This is a genomic window from Kitasatospora cineracea, assembly GCF_003751605.1.
GTDB classification, from domain to species: domain Bacteria; phylum Actinomycetota; class Actinomycetes; order Streptomycetales; family Streptomycetaceae; genus Kitasatospora; species Kitasatospora cineracea.
On the sequence record NZ_RJVJ01000001.1, the window covers coordinates 1,911,096 to 1,934,397 of the forward strand.

Below are 23,302 nucleotides of genomic sequence, written 5' to 3' on the forward strand. Positions count from 1 at the left end.
CGGTCCTTCAGCTCAGCTTGCGGGACTTCTGGATCGCGGCGGTCAGCCGCTCGATCAGCGGGGCGAACCCGGCGTGGGAGAAGCGCGGCACCGCGTCCCACGGGGTGATCTGCCCGGCCTTGACGGCGGGCAGCTGGCCCCAGGAGGGCTTGGCGGCCAGGTCCTTGGGCTGCAGGGCGGTGGAGCGCTGGTCGAGCAGCAGCAGGTCGGCCGGGTACTTGCCGGCGTTCTCCCAGCTCAGGCCCTCGTAGTAGTCGCCGCCGTCGGTCTTCTCCGGCTGGATGAACTCCACGCCCAGTTCGGCGAAGTAGATCAGGTCGCAGGAGATCTTCGGGTTGGAGACGTAGAACAGGTCGGCGCTGCCGGAACAGGCCATCACCTTGACGCCGCCGGCCGCCTTGACGGCCTGCCGCAGCTCCTCGGACGCCTTCTCGAACCGGGCCTTGGCGTCGAGGACCTGCTGCGCCTTCAGGTCCGCGCCCAGCGACTCGGCGAGCTTGGCGTAGTGCTCGATCGGCTGGGTGATGGTGACCCGGCCGGTGGAGATCAGCGCCTGCGGGGCGAGCTGGAGGATCTTGTCCTTGGACTCGTCGGGCACGTACCAGTACGCGCCCGGGTCGTACATGTGGGTCACCAGCAGCTCGGGGCGCAGGGCCGCGTACTTCTCGATCGAGAACTCGCCCCAGGCGTTGCCGATGATCTCGACCTTGTCCACGTCCAGGCTGCCGGCCTGCGGGTCGGCCTTGCCGTCGGCGGTCCTGGTCTCGCCGAAGACGCCGACCAGCTGCTTGCCCAGGCCGAAGTCGGCGAGCGCGGCGGCGGCACCGGTGAAGGCCACCACCCGGGCGGGGGTGCTCTTCGCGGTGACGGTCTGCGGGCGGTCGTCGGTGAAGGTCCACGGGCCGCCGCCGGCCGAACCGCCGCCGGCCGAACCGCCGTCGCCCGCGGCCTTCTCGTCGCCGGAGGAGCCGCAGGCGGCGAGCACCGCGCCGAGGGCGGTGGCCCCGCCCGCGGCGAGCAGGCCGCGGCGGGTCAGGCGGGGGGAAGAGGGCATGGCGGTACCTCGGTTCGGGCGCTTCGGGGCAGGGGGGAGCCGCACGCCGACGGGACGCCGGGGTGCGGTACCCGGCGGTAGCCGCCGGGCGTACGCAGGTTAACCTAACCTAAGTTGCGGTACGGAGAGCCCCCGGGCCCGCCGACCCGTCCCCCGACCGATCCGGAGCACCCTTGAGCACCACCGGCTCCCTCCCGATACCCGGCGCCGCCCCCGCCCGCCGCGGCTCGCCCCGCGCGCTCGGCCTGGCCGCCGGGCTGCTCGTGCTGCTCGCCGTCCTGGTGCTCAGCCTCGGCCTCGGCGCCAAGCAGCTCGGCCCCGCCGAGGTCTGGCACGGACTCCTCGACCCGGACGCCCCCGGCTACACCGTCGTCCACCGGATGCGGCTGCCCCGCACCCTGCTCGGCCTGCTCGCCGGCGCCGCGCTCGGCCTGGCCGGCGGCGTCATGCAGGCGCTCACCCGCAACCCGCTCGCCGACCCCGGCCTGCTCGGCATCAACGCGGGTGCCTCCGCCGCCGTCGCCACCGCCGTCGCCCTGCTCGGCGTCAGCTCCTTCACCGGCTACGTCTGGTGGGCACTGGCCGGCGCCGCCCTGGTCTCCGTCCTGGTGTACGCCGTCGGCGGCGGACGCGGCGCCACCCCCGCCCGGCTCGCCCTGGCCGGCGCCGCGCTCAACGCCACCCTCTACTCGTACGTCAGCGCCGTGATGCTGCTGGACACCGCCTCGCTCGACAGGATGCGGTTCTGGACGGTCGGCTCGCTGGCCGGCGCCCGGACCTCCACCGTGCTCGGCATCCTGCCGTTCGTCGCCGTCGGCGCGCTGCTCGCGCTCGGCCTGGCCCGCCCGCTCAACGCGCTCGCGCTCGGCGACGACGCGGCCCGGGCGCTGGGCGCCAGGCCCGCGGCGGTCCGGGCCGCCGCGATCGTCGCCGTCACGCTGCTGTGCGGGGCGGCCACCGCAGCGTGCGGCCCGATCGTCTTCGTCGGCCTGATGGTGCCCCACCTGGTCCGCGCCCTCACCGGCCCCGACCTGCGCTGGCTGCTCCCGTACTGCGCCGTCCTGGCCCCCGTGCTGCTGCTCGGCGCGGACGTCCTGGGCCGCGTCCTGGGCCGCCCCGGCGAACTCCAGGTCGGCATCGTCACGGCCGTCCTCGGCGGCCCGTTCTTCCTGTACTTCGCACGACGGGGGAAGGCCCGCGCATGAAGACTCTGAGGGTGGCCCGGTTCTCGGTGCGCTACCGGCCGCGGGCGCTGGCGGTCTGTGCGGCGGCGGTGCTGGTGGCACTGGGGACGGGGGTGCTGGCGCTCGGGCGCGGGGACTACCCGATCGCGCCCGGCGAGGTGGTGCGCACGCTGTTCGGCGGCGGGAGCGCCGCCGAGGACTTCGTCGTCAACCAGCTGCGGCTGCCCCGGGTCGCCACCGCGCTGCTGGTCGGCGCGGCCCTGGCGCTCGCGGGGGCGCTGTTCCAGACGCTGGTGCGCAACCCGCTGGGCAGCCCGGACATCCTCGGCTTCACCCAGGGCGCGGCCACCGGCGCGCTGCTGGTCGTGGTGGCGGGCGGCTCCAGCGCCGCGCTGGCCGGCGGCGCGGTGGCGGGCGGGCTGGCCACCGGCGTGCTGATCTACGCGCTGGCCTGGCGCGGCGGGGTGCAGGGCGCCCGGCTGGTGCTGGTCGGCATCGGGACGGCGGCGATCCTCACCGGCGTCAACGGCTACCTGCTGACCCGCACCCAACTGATGGACGCCGCCCGGGCGGTGCTCTGGCTGACCGGCAGCCTGGACGGCCGCGGCTGGGACCAGGCCCGCCCGCTGGCGCTCGCGCTGGCCGTGCTCGTCCCGCTGGTGCTGCTGGTCTGCGGCCCCGCGCTGCGCGCCCTGGAGCTGGGCGACGACGCGGCGAGCGGATTGGGCGTGCGGCCCGAGCGGCTGCGGGTGGCGCTGCTGGGCGCCGCCGTGCTGCTCGCCTCGCTGGCCGCGGCGGCCGCCGGGCCGGTCAACTTCCTGGCCCTGACCGCCCCGCAGCTGGCCCGCCGGATCACCCGCGCGCCGGGCCCGAACCTGGCCGCGTCCATGTGCACCGGCGCCGCGCTGCTGGTCACCGCCGACTTCGCCGCGCAGCACCTGTTCGGCGAGCGCCAACTGCCGGTCGGCGTGGTCACCGGCGTGCTCGGCGGCGGCTACCTGGTCTGGCTGCTGGCCACCCAGCGCCGGGCCGGCCGCCTGTGAACGGCCCGGCCCCCCGGACCCCGCACGTCCCGTCCACCCCGTCCACCCCGTCGTCCCGAACGGAGCCCCCGATGGCCCAGCCCGAGCCGCGCCTGGCCGGCCGCGACCTGACCCTCGCCTACGACAGGCGCACCATCGCCGAGGGCCTGACCGTCGACGTCCCCGACCACTCCTTCACCGTGGTGGTCGGCCCGAACGCCTGTGGCAAGTCCACCCTGCTGCGCGCGCTGTCGCGCACCCTCAAGCCGGTCGCCGGGCAGGTGCTGCTGGACGGGCGGTCGATCGCCACGCTGCCCGCCAAGCAGGTCGCCCGGACGCTGGGCCTGCTGCCGCAGTCGTCGATCGCCCCGGACGGGATCACCGTCGCCGAGCTGGTCTCCCGCGGCCGCTACCCGCACCAGGGCGTGCTGCGCCAGTGGTCGACCGAGGACGAGCGGGTGGTGGCCGGGGCGATGGCCGACACCGGGGTCGCCGAGCTCGCCGACCGCCCGGTCGACGAGCTCTCCGGCGGGCAGCGCCAGCGGGTCTGGATCGCGATGGCGCTGGCCCAGCAGACCCCGCTGCTGCTGCTCGACGAGCCCACCACCTACCTGGACATCGCGCACCAGGTCGAGGTCCTCGACCTGTGCGCCCGGCTGCACCGGGAGCAGGGCCGCACCCTGGTCGCCGTCCTGCACGACCTCAACCAGGCCGCCCGCTACGCCACCCACCTGGTCGCGCTGCGCGAGGGCCGGCTGGTGGCCGCGGGCCCGCCGCGGGAGGTGGTGACCGCCGAGCTGGTCGAGGAGGTGTTCCGGCTGCCCTGCCGGGTCATCCCGGACCCGGAGACCGGCACCCCGCTGGTCGTCCCGGCCGCCAACCGCCGGGCCCCCGCGGCGTCCTGAGCACGGCCGGCGGCCCGGATCCGGGGAGACCCGCCGCCGGAAAGCCTCGGCTTCGCCGGGGTTCGGTCGGATACTGGCGGTATGCGTGCCAATGCGGAGAACCCGGAGTACCCCGAGGACGAGCAGGACGAGCAGTCCCCGACCGTGCTGGAGGCCGCCGACCAGGACCGGGCGGCGGTCGAGCCGGAGGTGGACGACCTGGAGGTGTTGCGGCAGCAGCGCGAGCGGGGCGCGGCGCCCGTGGACGAGGGCGACGCGGTGGAGCAGGTCCGGGAGGTCGGGCTGGAGGACGAGGACCACCGGGAGTAGCCCGGCCGGGCCCTCCCGGGAGGCAGCCCCGCCGGGCCTCCGAGCCTCCCGGGCCGCCGGGTCAGATCGCCCGGCGGCGCTGCAGCCAGGCGAAGGCGGCCCAGCCGGGCAGCACCGGGAGCATGAAGGTGAGGATCCGGAACAGCATGACGGCGGCCAGCGCGCCCGCGTTGTCGATGTGGCCGGTGGTCGCCAGCATGAACGACATCAGGCCCTCGACGCCGCCCACGCCGCCGGGGGTGGGCACCACGTTGCCCGCCGCGTTGCCGGCCAGGAAGCCCACCGCGACGGCGTTGAAGCCCGGGTACTGGCCGACCGCGCGGGTGCAGCAGTACAGGCACAGTACGAAGCACATCGACACCATCAGCTGCCCGGCCACCCCGCCGGCGAGCTTGCCGGGGTGCTGGGCCAGGTCGAGCAGCCGCGGCAGCACCTCGGCGCGCAGCGGCCGCAGCAGGGTCTGGGCGCGCCGCCGCAGCCGCGGCACGGCGGCGACCGACACCGCGGCGACGGCGCCGACCGCGCCGGCCAGGCCCAGCACCCAGCCCTTGGGCAGCGGCGAGGAGCCGGAGCCGAACTCGGCGCCGTTCACGCCGACCAGGGCGCTGAACACGGCGAGTTGCAGCATGTGCAGCACCAGGCCGAACAGCTGGCTGACGCCGATGCTGGACATCGCCTGTGCGGTGGGGATGCCCGCGCACTGCAGGTAGCGGGTGTTCAGGGCGAGGCCGCCGACGCCGCCGGGGGAGGCCACCTTGACGAAGGAGCCGGCGGTCTGGGCGGCCAGCGTGGAGCGGAACGACAGCTTCTCGGGGACGAAGCCGCTGAACGCGAAGGTCGCCACGGGGTAGCTGGCCGCGGCCCAGAACGCCGCGCCGGCCAGCCACAGCGGGTCGGCCCCGGTGACCAGGTTGACCGGGTTGGTGTCGAGGCTGAACAGGAACTGCAGCAGCGCGTACCCGGCCGCGATGCCGGCCACCACGGTGAGCAGCACGCGCGGGCGCAGCCGCTCCAGCCGGACGGGTTCGGCGGGGGCCTGCGGCATCCGGCGCTGCACCTCGGCCCGCAGGTCGGCGGCCAGGCTCCGGTGCCGGGCCAGCGCGGCCCGGGTGTCGCGGGCCAGCGCGATCGGCTGCAGCAGCGGCAGCGCGGTGCCGACCGGACCGGGCCCGAGCACCTCGATCGCGGCCCGCACCGCCCGCTCGGGCCCGGCGTGCACGGCGAGGACGGCGAGCAGCCCGGCGACGTCCAGGCGCAGCAGCAGTTCGCTCGCGGCGATCTCGCCGCGGGCCAGCCCGACCAGGTGGACCCGGCCCTCGGCGTCCAGCAGCACGGTGTTCGGGGAGAGCGAGCGGTGGGCGATCCGGCGGCGCTGGAGAAGCGCCAACTGCTGCCAGGCGTCGCGCAGTTCGGTGTCGGTGGGGCCGTCGGGAAGGCTGTCGGGAAGGCTGTCGTGGAGGTCCTCGCCGGGGGGCCCGGGGGGCTCGGGGAGTTCGGCGAAGAGCTCGGCGAACGGGCGGGCGTCGAGCCGCCGGTAGGCCACCAGGGCGGCGTCCGGGCCGAGTTCGACCACCGCGACGGGCAGCCGGGTGCGGGCCCCGGCGGCGGACGCGGCGTGGCCGAGCAGGGTCTGGTGCTCCAGCCCGGCGCGCAGCGGGCGCAGGCCGAGCGGGCGGGGCGCGGTGCGCAGCCGCAGGGCCAGCCACAGGTGGCCGAGCAGCCCGCTGGCCTGCGCGTACCGGTCGAGCAGGTGGACGTCCAGGGCAGGGCCGCCGCCGTGCTGGGTGACCAGGTAGCGGCCGGTGCCGAGGGTGAGCACCGCGTCGGGGCGGACGCCGGTGCCGGCCAGGGCGGTGGCGATCTGGCCCTCGGCGGGCGAGGCGACCGGCTCGCCGACGGCGTACCGGGCGGCGTGCGCGGTGGTCCAGCCCAGCAGCAGGGCCAGCAGCAGCGACAGCGGGGTGGCGTACCCGGTGACCAGCCCGGACAGGCCGGACAGGGTGAGCGTGACGGCCAGCGCGGTGCGCCAGCGGCGCCGTCCGGCGGTGCCCAGCGCGGTCATGAAGGCCAGCACCGGGGCGAAGTGCCCGTACACCGGGTCGGTGCGGCCGAGGCCGGCGGGCAGCGGGTGGGTGAGCGTGGTGAGGTCGCCGGCCAGCAGGTCCAGGCCGAGCGTGAGGCCGTAGGCGAGGACGGCGGCCAGGACCGCGTCGGCGACCCGGCGGCCGTCACCGCGCAGCACCCGGTCGACGGCGAAGCCGAGCGGGACGGTCAGCAGCGCGGTGCCGCACAGCGCGGCGGTGAGCTTGGCGGGCGGCCAGGGCAGCAGGTCGACGCCGCGGGCCACGTCGCTGTCCAGGCCGAACACCGAGGAGCGGGCGTAGCCGGCCAGCAGCAGCACCAGCAGGATCCAGCAGACCCCGGCGACCAGCCGGATCAGCGCGGCGGGGTGGCGGACGCGGTCCGCGCGCCCGGTCCGCGCCGGGGGCGGGGTCGTGCGGGACTCCTGGGATTCGTCGGCTTGTATCACCGTGGCCACGCGGCATGGTCCCACACCGTTCCGACGCCGATCCCGCCGTTCCGGCGCGGGAGTTCACGTGTCCCGGTGTATACGGGTCGATAACGGGCATATCGGTCTGATGAAGGGAGGTCGGCGATGACCAAGCGATCGACCGACAGGATGACCGTGCTCCGGGGCACCCAGGAGGTGCTGGCGCACCGCGGCATGGCCGCGGACCCGGCGGGCTTCGCCCCGCCACCGCCCCCCGGCACCGCCCCCGCCACCCGCACCGGCCCGCACTACGGCGACGCGGTGTTCAGCCACGGCGGCCGCCGGATGCCCGAGGCGGCCGGCCCGGCCGCCGGGCCCGCCACCCACACCGATCTGCCGGGCCACCGGCACCGCGGCGCGGAACGGCACTCGGCGCACTGATCCCCGGCAGGAGACCGACCCCCGGCAGGAGACCGACCCCCGCCGGGAGACCGTTCCCCGGCGGGGGTGGGAGAGTGGGGCCGCAACCACCCGCCCCCGCCGAAGGAGCGCCATGGCCGACGCACCCGAGTTCGCCTCCCGCGAGGAGTGGCTCGCCTCCCTGCACCGCGTGTACGCCGCCGCGGGCTGCCTGATCACCGACCCCGACGGCCGCGTCCTGATCGTCAAGGCCGGCTACCGCGACGCCTGGCAGTTCGTCGGCGGCACCGTCGACCTCGGCGAGAACCCGCGGCAGTGCGCCACCCGCGAACTCCACGAGGAGACCGGGCTGCACCGCGAGGCCGGCGAACTGCTGGCCGTCGCCTGGACCAACCCCGGCGGCGAACTCGACCACCCCGCCTGCCACTTCCTCTTCGACCTGGGCGTCCTCCCCGCCGACACCCCGATCGCCCTCCCGCCCGGCGAGCTCGACGCCCACCGCTGGGCGCCCGTCCCCGAGGCCCTCGCCCTGCTCGGGCCGGCCCGCGCCCTGCGCCTGGAGGCGGGCCTCGCCGCGCGGGCGGACGGCCGCACCCGGATCGTGACGGCGCCGAACTCGGGCTTCTGAGGGCGCCCCGCTCCTACGGCTTCCGCCAGACGTACGCCGCCGAGACCGGCTGCCCGCGGTGGCGCTCCCACTTGGGCTTGAGGGCCGTCCACTGGTCGCCGACCACCTCCTCGCGCATCTCGGCGAGCTGCCAGCCCGCCGCGAGCCCGGCCGTGAGGTGGTCGCTGACCAGGTGGACGTGGGTGGTGATGGCGACCGGACCGTCGGGGCCGTCGTAGTGGGTGGGCATGCCGGCCGCCATGATGAAGGCCGGGTGCAGGCCGACCAGCACGAACAGGCCGCCGGGGCGGACCAGGCGGTGGGCCTCGCGGTAGAGCGGCCCGAGGTCGGCGAGGTGCTCGTCGACGAGGGAGCAGGCGGCCAGGTCGTAGCCGCCGGCGGCCAGGCCGGTCGCGGCGAGGTCGCCCTCGACCAGGGTGCGGTGGGCGCCGCGCTCGCGGGCGCGGGCGAGCATCTCGGGGGTGAGGTCGACCCCGTCCACCGCGCCGACGCCGCGCCCGCGCAGCCAGGCGCCGGTGCGGCCGGTGCCGCAGCCCAGGTCGGCGGCGGTGGCGGCGTCGGCCCAGCGCGGGACGGCGAGCCGGGCCAGCACGTCGACGTCCATCGCGTCCTGGACGGTGTCCTCGTAGCTGTCGACCCACCCGGCGTAGCCGGTGCGGACGTCGACGGTGGGGTAGCCGCGGGTGTCGAACAGCGCGAAGTTCGTCATGCCGGGCAGTATCGGCCGCGCCCCGCCCGCGCCGCGAGCGGTTATCCGAGCAGCCGGGCCCGGACGGCGGCGACGTCCCCGGCGGGCAGCCACTGCTCGGCGTCGAACTCGGCGAGCACGTCGTGCAGGGCCCGCTCCGGGGTGGTGCCCGCGTCGGCGAGGACCCGGGCGATGCCGGCCTCCTCCTCGGGGCGGTCCAGGATGGTCCACAGCGGCCGCAGGTTGGCGGCGGAGAGCAGGTAGTCCTCGGTGATCGCGGCGGGGGTGGCCCCGGCGAGGGCGAGCAGGACGAGGGCGGCCAGGCCGGTGCGGTCGCGGCCGGCCCCGCAGTGCACCACGACGGCGCCGGGGCGGGCCCGGGCGACGGCGGCGACCAGGTCGGCGACGGCCTGCCGGCAGTGGTCGAGGTAGGGGCGGAAGGACAGCGGGGTGCCGTCCAGGGCGCCGAACCGGGCCCACCAGTGCGGCCCGGCCAGCGCGTCCAGCGGGACGCGGACCAGGTCGATCCCGTCGGGGACGGGCAGCAGCGGCCGGTACTCGGCCGGGTCGCGCAGGTCGACGACGGTGCGCACGCCGTACGCGAGCAGCGAGTTCTGGCCCTCGGCGGTGAGCCGGTCGAGGTTGTCGGCGCGGACCACCGCGCCGGTGCGGGTGCGCCGCCCGTCGCGGGTGGGCAGCAGCCCGAGGTCGCGGACGTTCAGGCAGCCGTCCCAGTCGAGCTGCCGTTCCTCGTGCGGTGCCGTCGCCGTCCCCGTCATGTCCGCCCCCCGCGGTTCGCCCCGTGCGTCACACCGGTGCACTTCCGCACCGCCACTGACAGGGACTCAGTCCGGTTCCGGATGGTTCCCGCCGGGGTCGGGCCGGAACTCCCACAGCGTCCGGCCGAGCGTGTCGAGCACCCGCACGGCGTGGAAGCGGGCGTCCCGGACGGACAGGAAGCCGCGGGCGGCGCCCGCCAGGACGGCGTGCGCGGCCGGGTCGTGCCGACTCCACGCGCCGTGCAACTCCAGGACGCCGTCCGCGAGTTCGGCCCGCTGGATGCGGGCCAGCCGGGCCGCGGCGAGGGCGCCGTTGACGCCGTCCAGCTCGGCCTGGCCGAGGTAGTGCTCGCGCTCGCCGGCCACCAGCCGGCGGCGCAGCTCCGGCAGCGCGTAGCCGCGGACGGCGGCCACCGAGTCCTCGACGGCGATCAGCCAGCGCGGCCCGGGCGCCACCTCCCACCAGACCTCGCCGCCGACCGGCAGCAGCTCGCCGATCGGCGCGTGCCAGCGCTCCAGCCCGGTGGGGGAGTTGGCGTCGGGACGGATGCTGCGCCGGTCCCAGGCCGCCTTGTCGGTGACGGACAGGTTGACGGTGTACCGGACCCGCCCGTCGCCGGGCACCGCGCGCACGCCGAGCACCGCCCAGCGGTCCCGGTCGGGCAGCGAGAAGGAGTGCCGCCAGCCCTGGAAGCCGAGCCCGCGCAGCGCGGGCGCGAAGTGGTCGCGGATCCCCGTCGTGTACAGCTCCTCGGCGGTGCGCATGCCGGCTCCCGGCCTCCTCGTCCACGGGCGGAAACGGGGCGGATTGCCCCGTATTTGCACGGTATGGCGGGGGCGTGGGGCCGGACCGCGGGCGAAGGACAGCAGTCGGCGGGACGAAGGTCGGCCCGCTCCGGGCCCTGCGTCCCGGGGCCGGGACGCAGCTGACGGGCCGTCGGACCGCACCGGCCCCTCACCGGCCGGGCACGGCTCCGCCACCGCTCCGTCACGGGACCGGGAGTGGGAGCGGTCCCCCGGATGGCGCATGATGTGGCGGGTGCACACAGCTGAACACCACGGGGCGGACGACGGGGAGCCGCCCGGCCGTCCGTACGCACCGGACCGCCCGCCCGCCCGGCGGACCGACCCGGCGCCGCCCGAAGCGACCCTCGCCACGGCCGTCCGCGCCGCCCAGGCGGGCGACGAGGAGGCGTTCCGGATCCTGTTCCGGGCCGTCCAGCCGGGGCTGCTGCGCTACCTGCGGGTGCTGGTCGGCGGCCGGGCCGAGGACGCCGAGGACATCGCCTCCGAGGCGTGGCTGCAGATCGCCCGCGACCTGCCGGGCTTCCGCGGCGACGCGGACGGCTTCCGCGGCTGGGCCGCGACGGTGGCCCGCAACCGGGCCATGGACCACCTGCGCCGGGTGCGCCGCCGCCCGGTCGCCGACCTGCCGGTGGAGTACCTGGCCGAACTGGCCGCCGCCGAGGACACCGCGGGCCAGGCGATGGCCACCGTCGCCACCTCCGACGCGCTCGCGCTGATCGCCTCGCTGCCGCCCGACCAGGCCGAGGCGGTGCTGCTGCGGGTGGTGCTCGGACTGGACGCGGAGAGCGCCGCGAAGGTGCTCGGCAAGCGCTCCGGCAGCGTCCGGATGGCCGCCCACCGGGGCCTGCGGCGGCTGGCCAAGGTGCTGGAGCAGGGCGGGGGAGCGGCCGCCGGGCTGCCCCACCGGAAAACCGGGGGAGCGGCCGGGGGGACGGCCGGGAAAAAGATTTCCGCGCAGGGTGTGACACCGGCGCAGGTGCCGACGCTGAAGGACATGAGATGAGCACCAACCGATCCCGCCGGATCGATCGCGCCGCCGCCGAGCAGCTGCTCGGCGGCGTCACGGTCGACCCGGAGGCCGGTCAGGACCCCTCCGCCGGGCAGCAGTCCGCGCCAGGACGGCCGGAGCTCGCCGCCCTGCTCGCCGCCGCTGCGACGAGCGAGGCGGCCGGCGACGGCCCGCTGCCCGGCGAAGAGGGGGCCATGGCCGCGTTCCGGCAGGCTCGTCACCAGCCGGACCCCCGACCGCACCGGAGACGAAAGATGGCGGACACCGCGCTCGCGCGGGCCCTCAGCGCGAAGGCCGTGGCCGTCGCGCTGGGCGTGACCGCCCTGGGCGGCGTCGCGGTCGCGGCCGGCACCGGCCGGCTGCCGGAGTCGCTGGGCGGTCCCGCCCCGGCCCCGGCGGCCACCAGCGCCGCACCCGCGCCGACCACCGACGCGCCCGCCACCGCGTCCGGGACGCCGGGCGGCGGGCGCACCGGCAAGCCGTCGGCGGGCACCACCCGCCCCGGCACCGGCCCGGCCCGGCCGTCCGGCCAGCCCGCCACCGGCCCGGCCGACGTGCCGCCGGACCTGGACCGGCTGTGCGAGGTCTTCGCCGGGCGGGTCGCGGCCGGCGGCAAGCCCAAGGACACGGCCGCCGTCCCCGAGCTGGCCGAGCTGCTGAAGGCGGCCGGCACGCCGGAGAAGGTGACCGGCTTCTGCGCCCTGCTCGCCGGGCACGACCGCGACCAGCAGAGCGGCCAGCCGTCCGCCGGGACGGGCCGCGGCAAGCCGTCGGCCGGCCCCGGCCAGTCGGCCTCGCCGTCGGCGTCCGCGCCGTCGCCCGGCCGGACCGGGCACGGCGACTCCCAGCAGTCCAAGCAGTCGAACGGGGGAAGCGACCAGGACTGAACGACTCCGGTCGGACGGTGGGCACCCCCGGGCCCCCGTCCGACCGGCCACCGCCTCCGGGCGGCCGACGGGCCCCTGTACCCGTCGCCCGCCCGGACCGACTCCGGACGGGCACGGGGCTCCCCCGGGCCCCCGCCCGTCCGGGACAGCTCCGACCGGCAGAAGACTCCCCCGGGTCCGCCGCCGGTCGGGGAACCGCTCCGGACGGACGGCTGAACTCCCCCGGGTCCACCGTCCGTCCGGAGCTCAGACCAGCGGAGTGCCGGAACCCGCCCGACCCCAGGAACCACGGTGACCGAGACCCCGACCGCGGCACGGCCCGCCGACCCGGCCGCCCCGGTGTTCGTCGACGCCAGCGGCCGGCGCCAGCGCCGTTCGCGGCGGATCGGACGGCTGCTGGCCGTCCCGGCGGCCGGCTACCTGGCCCTGGTGGCGAGCAGCGCGCTCGGCGGCCCGACCCTGGGCGCGCCGTTCCTGCCCCGCCCCGCCGCCCCGGCGGCCCCCGGCACCCCGACCGCCACCACCCCGTCCGCGAGCACCGGCCCGGTGGCCGACGGCCGGTCCACGCCCGGACCGGACCGGACCTCGGCGGCCGCCACCCGCCCGGCCCAGGCCCCCGCGGCACCGGCCGCGGCGAGCTCCGCGGCCCGGAGCACCGCGACGGCCACCGGCCCGGCCCCGGGCCCGACGGCCACCCCGACCCCCGGCCCGACGGCCCCGCACGGCCGGCCCACCACCGCGCCGAGCAACAGCCGGAAGCCCACCAAGAGCCCCTAGCGAGCCCCGATGACCTTCCCCCGGACCTCCCCCCGCCGCGGCGGCCCCGCCCAGCGCGGCCGCCGGGGCCGCCGGGGCGTGGTGCGCCAGCCCGCACCCCGCACGCACTGGCTGCTGCTGACCGCCCTGGTGGTGACCCTGGCCGCGGCCCTGCTGCTGCAGGGCTACACCCGCCACCTGTACGGATCGGCCCCCGACGGCGCCGTCCGCGCCACCGGCCCGGCCGGCGCCGTCCCCCCGGAGGCCGCCCACGGCGGCCCGGTGATCGACGCGTCCGGCGCGACGCCCCGCACCGCCCGGCCCGCCCCCGGCACCGTCGCGCTGACCTTCGACGACGGCCCCGACCCGGTCTGGACGCCGAAGATCCTGGACGTGCTGAAGCAGCAGGGCGTGCACGCCACCTTCTTCGTGGTCGGCACCCAGGTCGCCGACCACCCCGAACTCGCCCGCCGGATCCTCGCCGAGGGCCACCAGCTCGGCATCCACACCTTCACCCACGCCGACCTCGGGCAGGCCGCGCCCTGGCGCCGCTCGCTCGAACTGCGCGAGGCCCAGCTCGCGGTGGCCGGCGCCACCGGCACCACCACCGCGCTGCTGCGCCCCCCGTACTCCTCGACCAACGACGCGCTCACCGACGCCGACTGGCAGGCCGTCCGGCAGGCCGGGCAGGCCGGCTACCTGACCGTGCTGACCACCCTGGACAGCGAGGACTGGCAGCGCCCGGGCGTGGCGCGGATCGTGGCCGGCGCCACCCCGCCGGGCCCGGCGGCCGGCCAGGTCGTGCTGATGCACGACGCGGGCGGCGACCGCTCGCAGACCGTCGCCGCGCTGGCCGAACTGCTGCCGGAGCTCAAGCGGGCCGGCTACCGGGTCGGGACGGTCTCCGAGACGGCGTCGATCGCGGACGCCGCGCACCCGGCGAGCGGCGTCGAGCACTGGCAGGGCCGGGCGCTGCTGCTGGCCCTGGCGGGCAGCGACCGGGCGGTGGCGGCGCTCGGCTGGCTGCTCTGGGCGGCCGGGGCGATCAGCGTGCTGCGCGCGGTGGCCCTGGTCGTCGCGGCCCGGCGGCACCGGCGCCTGCGCCGCCGCGGCTGGGGCCCGCCGGTCACCGAGCCGGTCACCGTGATCGTGCCCGCGTACAACGAGCGGGCGGGCATCGAGGCGGCGGTGCGCTCGCTGCTGGCCTCGGACCACCCGGTGGAGGTGATCGTGGTGGACGACGGCTCCACCGACGGCACCGCCGACCTGGTGGAGTCGCTCGGCCTGCCCGGTGTCCGGGTGCTCCGGCAGGCCAACGCGGGCAAGCCGGCCGCGCTCAACAACGGCCTGCGGCACGCGAGTTGCGAGCTGGTGGTGATGGTCGACGGCGACACCGTGTTCGAGCCGGACGCGGTCCGGCTGCTGGTGCAGCCGTTCGCCGACCGCCGGGTCGGCGCGGTGTCCGGCAACGCCAAGGTGATCAACCGGGGCGGCCTGCTGGGCCGTTGGCAGCACATCGAGTACGTGGTCGGCTTCAACCTGGACCGCCGCTTCTTCGACCTCGCCCAGTGCATGCCCACCGTCCCCGGCGCGGTCGGCGCCTTCCGCCGCTCCGCGCTGCTGCGGTTGGGCGGTGTGGCCGAGGAGACGCTGGCCGAGGACACCGACCTGACCATGGCGCTGTGCCGGGCCGGCTGGCGGGTGGTCTACGAGGAGCGGGCTATCGCCTGGACCGAGGCCCCGGCCTCGCTCTCCGCGCTGTGGCGCCAGCGCTACCGCTGGTGCTACGGCACCCTGCAGGCGATGTGGAAGCACCGCCGGGCGCTCGCCCAGCACGGCCAGGCCGGCAAGCTGGGCCGCCGGGGCCTGCTCTACCTGCTGGTGTTCCAGGTGCTGCTGCCGCTGCTGGCCCCGGCGGTGGACGTGTTCGCGGTCTACGGCCTGCTCTTCCTCGACCCGGTGCGGATCGCCGCGGTCTGGCTGGGCTTCCTGGTGCTGCAGGCGCTGTCGGCCTGCTACGCGTTCCGCCTGGACGGCGAACGGCTGGGCCCGCTCTGGACGCTGCCGCTCCAGCAGGTGGTCTACCGTCAGCTGATGTACCTGGTGGTGATCCAGTCGGTGTGGACCGCACTGGCCGGCAACCGGCTGCGCTGGCAGCGGATGCAGCGCTACGGCTCGCTCCAGGCCCCGGCGAACCGGAGTTGACGACGATGAGCTTCCCCCGCACCTCGCCCGCCGCCGAACGGGCCGCCCGCCGCGCCCTGCACGGCCCGCCGGGCGTCCTGCGCACCCTGCTGACGGCGGCCCTCGCGGCGCTGGCCGCCGTCCTGCTCGTCCAGCGCCCCTGAACCCCTCCCCGGCCGGGCCCGCTATGGTTCACGGGTCGCCGGACCGAGGTGGAAGGAGCATCCGATGATCGGACGCGCGCTGAACGGGCGCTACGAGCTCGGCGAGATCCTCGGCGTCGGGGGCATGGCCACGGTGTACCGCGCCCTGGACCACCAGCTGGGCCGCCCGGTGGCGGTCAAGGTGCTCAACGGCGGCCTGGCCGACGACCCCCGGTTCGCCGAGCGGTTCGCCCGCGAGGCCCGGTCGGTCGCGCTGCTGGCGCACCCGCGGATCGTCACGGTCTTCGACTCCGGCGTCGACCAGGGCTCCCCGTACCTGGTGATGGAGCTGGTGCACGGAGCGACGCTGGGCCGGTTGATCGCCGAGCAGGGCGTCCTGCCGGTGGAGCGCGCCGTGGGCACCGCCGCCGCGGTGCTGGACGCCCTGGCCGCCGCGCACGCCCAGGGCCTGGTGCACCGGGACGTCAAGCCCGGCAACATCATGATCACCCAGGACGGCGGGGTGAAGGTCGTCGACTTCGGCATCGCCCGGGCCGGCTCCTCCTCCGGCCAGCAGCTCACCCAGACCGCCTCGGTGCTGGGCACCGCCGCCTACCTCTCCCCGGAGCAGGCCACCGCCGCCCCGGTGGACGGCCGCGCCGACCTGTACGCGGTGGGCTGCGTGCTGTACGAGATGCTGACCGGCGCCCCGCCGTTCACCGCCGACACCCCGGTCGCGGTCACCTTCAAGCACGTCACCGAGTACCCGCTCGCGGTCTGCGCGCACCGCCCCGACGTACCGCCCGCGCTGGACGCCGCGATCCTGCGGCTGCTGGCCAAGAACCCGGCCGAGCGGCCCGCCGACGCGCAGTCCGCCGCCGCCGAACTGCTCGCCGCCGTCCCCGCCGGGCCGGTCGACCGGACCGCCGAACTGCTCGGCGCGGCCACCCAGGTGCTGCCGCCCGTCCCCGCGGCGGCCTACCCCGCGGCCCCGCCGCCGCCCGCCGCCGCCCCGCCGCAGCCGTGGGCCGAGCAGCACCGCACCTCGGTGCTGCCGCCGGTGCAGGCCCCGCTGCTGTCCCCGTCCCGCTTCGAGGAGGAGGAGCCCGAGCCCCGGCGCGGCCGCAACCCGCTGGTGTACGCGGGCATCGGCGCGGCGGTGATCGCCGTGGTGGCGGGCATCGCCGCGTTCTCGCTCGGCGGCGGCGGCTCCGCCCCCCGGGCCGGGCACACCCCCGCCCCGACGACCGCCGCCACCAGCGCGTCCCCGTCGCCGTCCCCGTCGCCCAGCCCGTCCCCGTCCGCCTCCGCGAAGCCCAGCGCCTCGCCCAAGCCCTCCGCCACCCCCAGGGGCGGCGCCGTGGTCGCCCAGCTCGCCCAGCTGCGGGCCGACGTGGCGCAGGCCGAGTTCAGCAAGGACCGGGACAAGCAGGACGACCTGACCAGGCTGCTCGACGAGGCCACCCAGGCCGTCAACGACAAGCAGCCGGCGGACGCCGAGAGCGCCCTCAAGGACGCCCAGAAGCTGGTCCGCGACCTCCAGCACCGCAAGGCCGCGTCGCCCCCGCTGCTGGCCGGCTGGCAGGTCCGGCTCGGCGCCCTGGTCACCGCCGTGCACGTCCAGGCCGCCCAGCAGGACGACTGACCGCCGCCCTACTCCCGGTGCCGGGCCCGCTTCACCGCCCGGGTCTTCACCTGCTGGGTCAGCGCGGTCACCCCGGTGGTCAGGAACACCACGGTGTACAGGAGTTGGAGCATCACCACGACCCGGGCGGCCTGCCCGGACGGGTGGATGTCGCCGTACCCGACGGTCGCCATGGTGATCACCGTGAAGTACAGCGCGTCGATCTTGGTGTGCAGCCCCTCCAGTTCGCCGGGCTGCCGGGACATCCCCAGGTAGGCGGTGGCGAACACCACCAGCGCGGCGCACAGCAGGGCCAGGATCCGCGGCACCGGGTGCCGGGAGAGCCCCAGCACCTGCATCCGCACCTCGCGCAGCACCCCGGCCCCGAGCGCGGTCAGCAGCAGGCCGAACACCAGCCAGCTGATCACCGAGTGGTGCGGCCCGAACCAGCCCAGCGGCACCGCGAAGTAGGCCGTCAGCAGCAGCACCGGGCCGCCGAGCAGGGCCAGGTACGTCCGGGCCAGCTCCCTCACGCCGGGTCGGCCTTCCCGCCGGCGGGCGGCCCGGCGGGGCCGTCGGCGGGCGGTGCGGCGGCCGCGGCCGCGGGCGGGTGCGCGGGCGCGTCCAGGAACTCCAGCACGGCCAGGAAGGCCAGCAGCACCAGCGCCATCCACAGCACCACGGCGCCGGTCGGGTAGCTCCAGGTCAGCAGCACGACGGCGGCGACCGCGACCGCGCCCCAGCCCAGCCAGGACTTCCAGCGGTGCACGAACCGGCCGACCGGGCCCAGCCGCATCCCCAGGCCCTCGGCGGCCTGCCGGACCGCGCCCAGCCCCGAGCGCCACAGGTGCCGCACCCAGCCGGCCCGCCGCCCGCCGCCGGTCAGCCAGGCCGCCAGCGCGATCACCACGCCCAGCGCCAGCACCATCCGGACCGCGGCCCGCAGGTAGCGCACCAGGGTGTCGTACACCGCCATCGCGGCGGCCTGGTCGACGTCGGCGGGCAGCTTGTCCAGGTAGAGCGCCCGGAACACGCTCAGCCCGACGCCCAGCAGCACCGCCCCCGCGGCCATCCCGAGCGCCGCCCCGACGGTGGCCCGGCGGTGGCGCACCGCCAGCGCGATCCCGCCGACCGCGCACAGCACCGCCAGCACCGGCACCCAGAACCCGGCCAGGTCGAGCAGCCGCAGCCCGGTCTGCGCCTTCCGCACCGCGTCCGACTGCACCAGCGTGTAGTCGGTGTGCACCTCCGGGATCTTCGACGCCAGCCCCAGCCCGTTGGCCACCAGCCGGTCCTTGACCGCCGCGACCACCGGCGCCAGGTCCAGGCTGACGGTGTCGCCCTTGATCTGCACCGCCCCGCCGCCCTGCCCGGTCAGCACCTTGTCGAACGCGGCGTGCGCGTTGCGCAGCACCCCCGTCCAGACCGTGGCGAAGGCGTCGGACTGGACGAACCGCAGCACCTGGTCGTGGACGAAGCCGGTCAGCCCGCTGGTCAGCGCCGGTCCGACCTTGCCCAGCGCGGCGTCCAGCAGCGGCCGGTCGGCGGGGGCGACCTCGTTCAGCAGGTCGGTGATCGGCAGCTGCTGCATCACCGCGGTGGTCACCCGGTTGGTGAGCGCGTTCTGCACCGAGGGGTCGGAGGCCAGCGGCGCCATCGTGGAGACGAACCGGTCGGTGTCGGTCACCTGCGACTTGCTCCACGCGGCGACCACCCCGAGCGGGGTCAGCACCGCGGCCAGCACGATCAGCAGCACCGCGAAGAAGGACCGCACCCGGTGGTGCTCCCGCCGGGGCGGTCCCTGCTCCTTCTCCTGCCGTTCCAGCAGGGCGATCCGCTCGCGCAGCTCCGCGAGCTCCCGCCCGCCCGAGGGGTCCGCCGCCATCCGGTGCCTCCTGGTGATCCGCCGTCAGGTGGATACCAGGAGATACCAGAACAAAACGCCCAGCCACCCGGGCGCGGCGACACGCCGGAGCCCCCGGTCCGTCGGGGCGACGGGCCGGGGGCTCCGGTACGGCGGGCGGGTCGGCCGGGGGCCGACGCGGCGTCAGGCCGTGGTCGACTTCGTCGGCTCGGCGGCCTTGGCGACGTTGGTCGGCTCGACGGCCGGACGCGGCTGCTCGGCCTGCGAGGCGGCGGTGCCGTTCTGCGCCTCCGCGGGGGCGTCGTCCTCGCGCAGGGCCTTGGTCTCGGCCTTCAGGATGCGCATCGACTTGCCGAGGCCACGGGCCATCTCGGGCAGCTTCTTCGAGCCGAACAGCAGGACCAGCACCACCAGAACGATGATGATGTGCCAGGGCTCAAGACCGTTACGGAACATCCCTGACCACCGGTCCTTTCGTGGAGGTTCTCGCTGTGACGTCTGGGTCGGACGGAAGGCCCGACCCGGCCAGTATGCCTGGCCCGGTCGGCGAACGTATACACCCGTCGGCAAACAGCCGCCGAAAAACAGGTGATCCGAGTCATGTGGTCTGTACCACCTGAAGGGCCCCGGCGCAGGCCCGGCGGCCGCCCCCGGAACTCAGCCACCGGCGTTCACCAGCACCGACCAGGCCGACCCGCCCGCGGCCAGCACCACCACCACGGCCAGCCCGCGCATCCACCACCGGCCCGCCGGGGCGTGCGGACTGTGTTCCACCGCACTGCGCCGCCGCACCCCGTGCGCGTACAGGGCGACCGCCGCCAGCGCCAACAGCCCGCCCAGCGCGGCCAGTCCGGGCAGCCGCCGGACGTAGCCGGTGCGCAGGACCAGCAGCGCGTCCGCGGCCAGCACCAGCGCGGTGCGGCTCCAGGCCAGCAGCGTCCGCTCCGGCTGCAGGCCCGGATCGCGCGGGGAGGTCACCGGGACCGGCCGACGATCAGCACCGAGAACACCGCCGCCGCGACCGCCACGCACACCGTCAGCACCAGCATGGTCCGGGTGGCCGGCAGCGGACCGCCCGCCCGCATCGCCCGCTCCACCCGCACCCAGCGGTGGTAGGCGGCCACCCCCAGCCCCGCCCCGCCCACCGCCAGCGCCACCGAGAGCACCACCCGCACCGGCACCGGGGCCAGGTCCGGCGTCAACTGGTCCAGCCCCACCGCCCCCGCGAGCAGCGCCAGCGCCGTCCTGATCCAGGCCAGGAACGTCCGCTCGTTCGCCAGGGTGAACCGGTAGTCCAGCTCCTCCCGGTCCGCCGGATCCTCGTCCTCCGCCGCCATACGGCGACCCTAGGCCGCACCCGCGGGGGCTGCACGCGCGGCGGCGGGACCGCACCGGGGGCAGTGGCCTGCCGTTCCGGTGCGGTCCCGCGTTCCGTGCCCGACCGCTCGCGCGCTTCCCCGCGCCCTCGGTGTCACGCCGCTGCGGGCAGGGCCTCCTCCTTCTCCTGCTGGGCGTCCGCCGCGCCGGGCACCGGCAGGTGGCGCATCAGCAGGTGGGCGGCCAGGGCGGCGCCGAGCATCACCAGGACGCCGACCACCGCGGCGACGTGCATGCCGTCGGCGAAGGCGTCGCGGGCGGTGGTCAGGAGCCGGTCGGCGGCGTCGCCGGAGAGGTGAGCGGCGGTGGTGACGGCCCCGCCGAGGGTGTCGCGGGCGGCGTCGGGGGCCGTGGCGCCGTCCATCCGGGAGCGGTAGATCGCCGCGCCGGCCGCGCCGAGGACGGCGATGCCGAGCGAGCTGCCGAGCTCCTGGGCGGTCTCGGAGGTGGCGCCGGCCGCGCCGGCCCGGTCGGCGGGGGCGGCGGAGAGGACCATCTCGCCGGTGATGCTGACGGTGCCGACCGATCCGGCCGCGATCACACCGGCCGCGACCAGCGGCAGGGCGAGCGAGGAGCCGGGGTTCACCAGGGCCATCGCGACGAACCCGGCGGCGCTGGCCAGGAACCCGGCGACCAGCAGGACGGCCGGCCGCACCTTGCCGGCCAGCGCCCCGAACCCGCCGACCGCCGCGCCGACGCCGACGCTGGGCAGCAGGGCCCAGAGCGAGGCGGCCAGCGGGCTGTAGCCCTTGACCAGCTGCAGGTACTGGGAGGTGAAGAGGGTGAAGCCCATCATCGCGAACATCGCGATGGTGTTGACGGTGATCGCCCCGGTGTAGGTGCGGATCCGGAACAGGGTGACGTCGATCAGCGGGTTCGCGGCCGTCCGCAGCCGGACCACCAGGGCGCCGCCGACCGCCAGCCCGGCGAGCAGCACCAGGGCGGGCAGCAGGCTCCAGCCGTCCACCGCGAGGGTCTTGATGCCGTAGACGACCGGCAGCACGGTGGCCATCGAGAGGGCGGCGCCGAGCAGGTCGAAGCGGCCCTGCTGCGGGGCGCGGTACTCGGGGAGCAGCACCGGGGCGAGGGCGGTCACCAGCAGCATCGCGGGGACGGCGATCAGGAAGGCCGAGCCCCACCAGAAGTGGTTGAGCAGCAGGCCGCCGAGCACCGGCCCGAGGGTGGCGCCGGCCATCATCACGCCGCTCCAGGCGCCGATCGCGGACTGCCGCTGCTTGGGGTCGGGGAACATGTTGCGGATCAGGGCCAGCGTGGAGGGCCCGAAGACCGCCCCCGCGACGCCCAGCAGGGCCCGGGCGGCGATGAGTTGGGCCGCCCCGTCCGACCAGGCGGCGACCAGCGAGGCCGCCGCGAAGGCGGCGGTGCCGCCGATCAGCAGCTTGCGCCGGCCGATCCGGTCGCCCAGCGCGCCCATCGGGATCAGCAGCCCGGCCAGCAGGAACGAGTACATGTCCATGATCCACAGCTGCTGGGTGCCGCTGGGGTGCAGGTCGGTGGCGATGAAGGGGACGGCGAAGAACAGCACGCCCATGTCCATGGCGAGGACGAGGGTCGGCAGCAGGAGGAGGGCCAGTCCCAGCCAGGCGCGGCGGCCGGCGCGGTGGGTGGTGCGGTCGTCGGTGGTCATGACGATGACTGTACGGATGTCTTGCACGACTGTCTAGTACAAGCGTCTAAATCAATCGTTTCAGACGTGTGAGCAAGACATTCGTCTTGGACGCGGTTAGCATCGGGGCATGGGAAATCGTGAGGACCTGCTGGCCAGTGCCACCCGCTGCCTGCAAGAGAAGGGCTACGGGCGCACCACCGCCCGGGACATCGCCACCGGCGCGGGCGTCAGCCTGGCCGCGATCGGCTACCACTACGGCTCCAAGGACGCCCTGCTGGTCGAGGCGCTGGTCGGCGCGATGGGGACGTGGGGCGAGTCGATCGGCGCGGCCCTGGCCGCCGCCGCGGAGGTCGACGACCCGAAGGAGCGCTTCGTCCGGGCCTGGAACGCGGTGCGCGACAGCTTCGCCGCGCACCGGGGGCTGTGGACGGTGCAGTTCGAACTGCTCGGGCAGCTCGACCACCTGCCGGGGCTGCCCGAGCGGCTGGCCGCCGCGCAGAAGGACGGCCGGCTCGGCCTGGCCGCGCTGTTCCAGGGCAGGGCGGAGGCGGCGGACACCCCGGAGGAGCTGGCCCGGGGCGTCTTCTACCAGTCGCTGCTGCTCGGGCAGGCCGCCCAGTGGCTGATCGGCCCCGAACTGGCGCCGAGCGGGGAGGAGTACCTGCGCGGCCTGGCACTGGTCTCCGGCGACGTGCTGGGCGGGGCGGCGGGCTGACGGGGCGGGACCGGGGCGGTGCGGCCGGGCGTCAGGCGGTGACGGCGGTGAGCAGCACCACCGCGTCGGTGTGGGCGAGCAGGCCGTGCCGCTCCTGCGGGATGGAGTGCAGCTCGCCCGGGCCGGCCTCCTGGCGGCGGCCCGCCACGGTCAGCGCGACCCGGCCGCGCAGCACCTGCAGGCTGGCGGCGACCGGGGCGTTGTGCTCGTCCAGCACCGCGCCGGCCCGCAGCGCGATCACGGTCTGCCGCAGCACGCCGTCGTGCAGCAGCAGGTGGGCGCTGCGGCCGTGCGGGCTGGCGGCGGCCTTGGCGGCGTGCTCCTCGGCCAGGGCGTTCAGGTCGATCCGGGCCGGCTGCTCGGTCATCGCGTTCTCCTCCGTCGGGCCCCCGCACCACCGGGCCCGCCGACCGGGCCCCGCGGCCGACCCTAGGCGGCCGCCCGCGCGTGTCGCGCGCTGGATCACGCGCAGGGGTTAAGGAGCGGGCCGCTCGGCGTGCGGGGCCGGGGGAGTGGGCCGATGGTGGCCCTATGGCGACCAATCAGAAACTCACCTTCGGCGGTTTCCAGGTGAACCGCGGCATGCTCACCGCCGGCGCGGCCCTCACCGGGCTCGGCGCCGTCGTCGGACTGGCCGGGACGGTGCTGGTCTGCACCGCCCTGGCGAACGCGGGCCGGGGCTGGGTCCGCTCCCTGGAGACCCAGCCCGCCGAGCTCGCGCAGCGCACCCTGCACCAGGCGCGGGCCGCCTCGGCGGCCGGACTGGAGGCGTGGCGCACCAGCGTCAACTGACCGGGAAAGGGCGTGGGAACGGAGCGGAGGCGGG

26 protein-coding genes are annotated in these 23,302 nt (G+C 76.4%); 14 read left to right on the plus strand and 12 right to left on the minus strand.

The features are described 5' to 3' along the window. Positions 1 to 7: 7 nt before the first annotated feature. Positions 8 to 1,054, minus strand: coding sequence for an ABC transporter substrate-binding protein (locus tag EDD39_RS08750; protein WP_123554555.1), 1,047 nt, complete (start codon positions 1,052 to 1,054; stop codon positions 8 to 10). Positions 1,055 to 1,227: 173 nt separating this feature from the next. Here EDD39_RS08750 and EDD39_RS08755 point away from each other — a divergent pair, with 173 nt between their 5' ends. The 4 genes from EDD39_RS08755 (at position 1,228) to EDD39_RS08770 (ending at position 4,474) form a co-directional block, all read left to right on the plus strand. Beyond that, positions 1,228 to 2,259: a FecCD family ABC transporter permease gene (locus EDD39_RS08755; RefSeq protein WP_123554557.1), complete on the plus strand. Its 1,032-nt coding sequence runs from the start codon at positions 1,228 to 1,230 to the stop codon at positions 2,257 to 2,259. Continuing rightward, entirely contained in the window at positions 2,256 to 3,281 is a 1,026-nt protein-coding gene (locus EDD39_RS08760; RefSeq protein ID WP_123554559.1) for a FecCD family ABC transporter permease, read from the plus strand. The genes EDD39_RS08755 and EDD39_RS08760 overlap by 4 nt, the downstream gene beginning before the upstream one ends. 71 nt (positions 3,282 to 3,352) lie before the next feature. Next, complete coding sequence (locus EDD39_RS08765) at positions 3,353 to 4,165, plus strand: ABC transporter ATP-binding protein (protein WP_123554561.1); 813 nt, start codon at positions 3,353 to 3,355, stop codon at positions 4,163 to 4,165. Between the two features lie 81 nt (positions 4,166 to 4,246). Then, positions 4,247 to 4,474, plus strand: a complete 228-nt coding sequence (locus EDD39_RS08770) for a hypothetical protein (protein WP_123554563.1) — start codon at positions 4,247 to 4,249, stop codon at positions 4,472 to 4,474. Between the two features lie 61 nt (positions 4,475 to 4,535). On the opposite strand, the gene EDD39_RS08775 is transcribed toward EDD39_RS08770, so the two are convergent. After that, a complete protein-coding gene (locus EDD39_RS08775) occupies positions 4,536 to 7,013 on the minus strand; it encodes a lysylphosphatidylglycerol synthase transmembrane domain-containing protein (RefSeq protein WP_123554565.1) in 2,478 nt (825 codons plus the stop codon). Positions 7,014 to 7,130: 117 nt separating this feature from the next. Here EDD39_RS08775 and EDD39_RS08780 point away from each other — a divergent pair, with 117 nt between their 5' ends. Further along, entirely contained in the window at positions 7,131 to 7,406 is a 276-nt protein-coding gene (locus EDD39_RS08780; RefSeq protein ID WP_123554567.1) for a hypothetical protein, read from the plus strand. Between the two features lie 112 nt (positions 7,407 to 7,518). Beyond that, positions 7,519 to 8,013, plus strand: a complete 495-nt coding sequence (locus EDD39_RS08785) for an NUDIX domain-containing protein (RefSeq protein WP_123554569.1) — start codon at positions 7,519 to 7,521, stop codon at positions 8,011 to 8,013. A gap of 13 nt (positions 8,014 to 8,026) precedes the next feature. Here the strand turns inward: EDD39_RS08785 and EDD39_RS08790 are convergent, their stop codons facing one another. The 3 genes from EDD39_RS08790 to EDD39_RS08800 all read right to left on the minus strand — a co-directional run bounded on the left by EDD39_RS08790 (position 8,027) and on the right by EDD39_RS08800 (position 10,245). Then, positions 8,027 to 8,722, minus strand: a complete 696-nt coding sequence (locus tag EDD39_RS08790; RefSeq protein WP_123554571.1) for a class I SAM-dependent DNA methyltransferase — start codon at positions 8,720 to 8,722, stop codon at positions 8,027 to 8,029. 41 nt (positions 8,723 to 8,763) lie between these two features. Then, complete coding sequence (locus tag EDD39_RS08795) at positions 8,764 to 9,480, minus strand: tyrosine-protein phosphatase (RefSeq protein ID WP_123554573.1); 717 nt, start codon at positions 9,478 to 9,480, stop codon at positions 8,764 to 8,766. A 66-nt stretch (positions 9,481 to 9,546) separates the two neighbouring features. Next, positions 9,547 to 10,245 carry a hypothetical protein gene (locus EDD39_RS08800; RefSeq protein WP_123554575.1) on the minus strand — a complete coding sequence of 233 codons (699 nt, stop codon included), beginning with the start codon at positions 10,243 to 10,245 and terminating at the stop codon, positions 9,547 to 9,549. Between the two features lie 265 nt (positions 10,246 to 10,510). On the opposite strand from EDD39_RS08800, the gene EDD39_RS08805 reads away from it, so the two are divergent. The 6 genes from EDD39_RS08805 (at position 10,511) to EDD39_RS08825 (ending at position 16,911) form a co-directional block, all read left to right on the plus strand. Beyond that, positions 10,511 to 11,290, plus strand: a complete 780-nt coding sequence (locus tag EDD39_RS08805; protein ID WP_244257140.1) for an RNA polymerase sigma factor — start codon at positions 10,511 to 10,513, stop codon at positions 11,288 to 11,290. Then, positions 11,287 to 12,183 (plus strand): hypothetical protein, encoded by an 897-nt coding sequence (locus EDD39_RS08810; RefSeq protein WP_123554579.1) that lies wholly within the window; start codon positions 11,287 to 11,289, stop codon positions 12,181 to 12,183. The genes EDD39_RS08805 and EDD39_RS08810 overlap by 4 nt, the downstream gene beginning before the upstream one ends. Before the next feature lie 291 nt (positions 12,184 to 12,474). Further along, positions 12,475 to 12,960: a hypothetical protein gene (locus EDD39_RS08815; RefSeq protein ID WP_123554581.1), complete on the plus strand. Its 486-nt coding sequence runs from the start codon at positions 12,475 to 12,477 to the stop codon at positions 12,958 to 12,960. A 9-nt stretch (positions 12,961 to 12,969) separates the two neighbouring features. After that, positions 12,970 to 15,144, plus strand: coding sequence for a bifunctional polysaccharide deacetylase/glycosyltransferase family 2 protein (locus EDD39_RS08820; RefSeq protein ID WP_123554583.1), 2,175 nt, complete (start codon positions 12,970 to 12,972; stop codon positions 15,142 to 15,144). Between the two features lie 5 nt (positions 15,145 to 15,149). Then, positions 15,150 to 15,287, plus strand: a complete 138-nt coding sequence (locus EDD39_RS39430) for a hypothetical protein (protein ID WP_162869976.1) — start codon at positions 15,150 to 15,152, stop codon at positions 15,285 to 15,287. Positions 15,288 to 15,351: 64 nt separating this feature from the next. Then, positions 15,352 to 16,911, plus strand: a complete 1,560-nt coding sequence (locus EDD39_RS08825) for a protein kinase domain-containing protein (RefSeq protein WP_123554585.1) — start codon at positions 15,352 to 15,354, stop codon at positions 16,909 to 16,911. Between the two features lie 8 nt (positions 16,912 to 16,919). On the opposite strand, the gene EDD39_RS08830 is transcribed toward EDD39_RS08825, so the two are convergent. The 6 genes from EDD39_RS08830 to EDD39_RS08855 form a co-directional block, all read right to left on the minus strand. Next, entirely contained in the window at positions 16,920 to 17,423 is a 504-nt protein-coding gene (locus EDD39_RS08830; protein WP_123554587.1) for a potassium channel family protein, read from the minus strand. Next, positions 17,420 to 18,775, minus strand: coding sequence for a hypothetical protein (locus EDD39_RS08835; RefSeq protein ID WP_123554589.1), 1,356 nt, complete (start codon positions 18,773 to 18,775; stop codon positions 17,420 to 17,422). Before EDD39_RS08835 ends, EDD39_RS08830 begins: the two co-directional genes overlap by 4 nt. Positions 18,776 to 18,937: 162 nt before the next feature. Beyond that, positions 18,938 to 19,210 (minus strand): Sec-independent protein translocase subunit TatA, encoded by a 273-nt coding sequence (tatA, locus tag EDD39_RS08840; protein WP_123554591.1) that lies wholly within the window; start codon positions 19,208 to 19,210, stop codon positions 18,938 to 18,940. Positions 19,211 to 19,411: 201 nt separating this feature from the next. Beyond that, on the minus strand, positions 19,412 to 19,732 hold the full coding sequence (locus tag EDD39_RS08845; RefSeq protein WP_162869977.1) for a DUF202 domain-containing protein: 321 nt from the start codon (positions 19,730 to 19,732) through the stop codon (positions 19,412 to 19,414). Continuing rightward, entirely contained in the window at positions 19,729 to 20,091 is a 363-nt protein-coding gene (locus EDD39_RS08850; RefSeq protein WP_123554595.1) for a YidH family protein, read from the minus strand. Before EDD39_RS08850 ends, EDD39_RS08845 begins: the two co-directional genes overlap by 4 nt. Positions 20,092 to 20,225: 134 nt before the next feature. Beyond that, on the minus strand, positions 20,226 to 21,779 hold the full coding sequence (locus tag EDD39_RS08855) for an MFS transporter (protein WP_123554597.1): 1,554 nt from the start codon (positions 21,777 to 21,779) through the stop codon (positions 20,226 to 20,228). A gap of 109 nt (positions 21,780 to 21,888) precedes the next feature. Between EDD39_RS08855 and EDD39_RS08860 the strand changes: the two genes are divergently transcribed. Then, the gene (locus EDD39_RS08860; RefSeq protein WP_123554599.1) at positions 21,889 to 22,476 is read left to right on the plus strand and encodes a TetR/AcrR family transcriptional regulator; all 588 of its coding nucleotides are present in this window, start codon (positions 21,889 to 21,891) and stop codon (positions 22,474 to 22,476) included. A gap of 31 nt (positions 22,477 to 22,507) precedes the next feature. Here EDD39_RS08860 and EDD39_RS08865 read toward each other — a convergent pair whose 3' ends face one another. Beyond that, on the minus strand, positions 22,508 to 22,843 hold the full coding sequence (locus tag EDD39_RS08865; protein ID WP_030907981.1) for a cupin domain-containing protein: 336 nt from the start codon (positions 22,841 to 22,843) through the stop codon (positions 22,508 to 22,510). A gap of 164 nt (positions 22,844 to 23,007) precedes the next feature. On the opposite strand from EDD39_RS08865, the gene EDD39_RS08870 reads away from it, so the two are divergent. After that, positions 23,008 to 23,268 (plus strand): hypothetical protein, encoded by a 261-nt coding sequence (locus EDD39_RS08870; RefSeq protein WP_030463917.1) that lies wholly within the window; start codon positions 23,008 to 23,010, stop codon positions 23,266 to 23,268. Positions 23,269 to 23,302 lie beyond the last annotated feature (34 nt).